Annotated in this window: 2 rRNA genes; both read left to right on the top strand. The window is 57.0% G+C overall.

The features are described 5' to 3' along the window. Positions 1-701: ribosomal RNA gene (locus IEX84_RS14515) — 23S ribosomal RNA — on the top strand; the annotation flags it as partial. Between the two features lie 125 nt (positions 702-826). Further along, positions 827-889: ribosomal RNA gene (rrf, locus tag IEX84_RS14510) — 5S ribosomal RNA — on the top strand; the annotation flags it as partial.

Raw genomic sequence — 889 nt, 5'->3', positions numbered from 1 at the left:
GTCAGTGACTGTGACCCTCACTCCGGGAGGAGAACACCGGTAGCCGGGCAGTTTGACTGGGGCGGTACGCGCTCGAAAAGATATCGAGCGCGCCCTAAGTTCGTCTCATCCGTGTCGGAGACACGGAGAAGAGTGCAAGAGCATAAGACGAGCTGACAGTGTCCTCCACAACGAGGGACGCTGACGCGAAAGCGTGGTCTAGCGAACCTATGAGCCTGCTTGATGCGGGCCATAGATGACAGAAAAGCTACCTTAGGGATAACAGAGTCGTCACTCGCAAGAGCACATATCGACCGAGTGGCTTGCTACCTCGATGTCGGTTCCCTCCATCCTGCCCGTGCAGAAGCGGGCAAGGGTGAGGTTGTTCGCCTATTAAAGGAGGTCGTGAGCTGGGTTTAGACCGTCGTGAGACAGGTCGGCTGCTATCTATTGGGGGTGTATTGGTGTCTGACGAGAACGTTCGTATAGTACGAGAGGAACTACGAACGGTCACCACTGGTGTACCGGTCGTTCGAGAGAGCGCGTGCCGGGCAGCTACGTGACACGGGGTAAGAGCTGAACGCATCTAAGCTCGAAACCCACTTGGAAAAGAGACACCGCCGAGGTCACTCGTAGAAGACGAGGTGGATAGACTCGGGATGTACGCGCCGAGGCAACGAGGCGTTGAGTCCGCGAGCACTAACGACCGAAGCCACACATTCATAGACTCGGTATTCTGCCCTGCGGTGGGCGAGTCCGGGCGCTAACTGGATTACACGTAACACACGGAGTCGTTGACCAACCGATGCTGGTGATTGGACTATGGTTCGATTCCATAGGTCGGCGTTGAGGCGGCCAGAGCGGTGGGGATACACCCGTACCCATCCCGAACACGGAAGTTAAGCCCACC

This window comes from Halarchaeum rubridurum, assembly GCF_014647115.1.
Classification (GTDB): Archaea; Halobacteriota; Halobacteria; order Halobacteriales; family Halobacteriaceae; genus Halarchaeum; species Halarchaeum rubridurum.
Note: the sequence above shows the minus strand (reverse complement) of the source record. Positions and strands in the feature narration are given on the sequence as shown.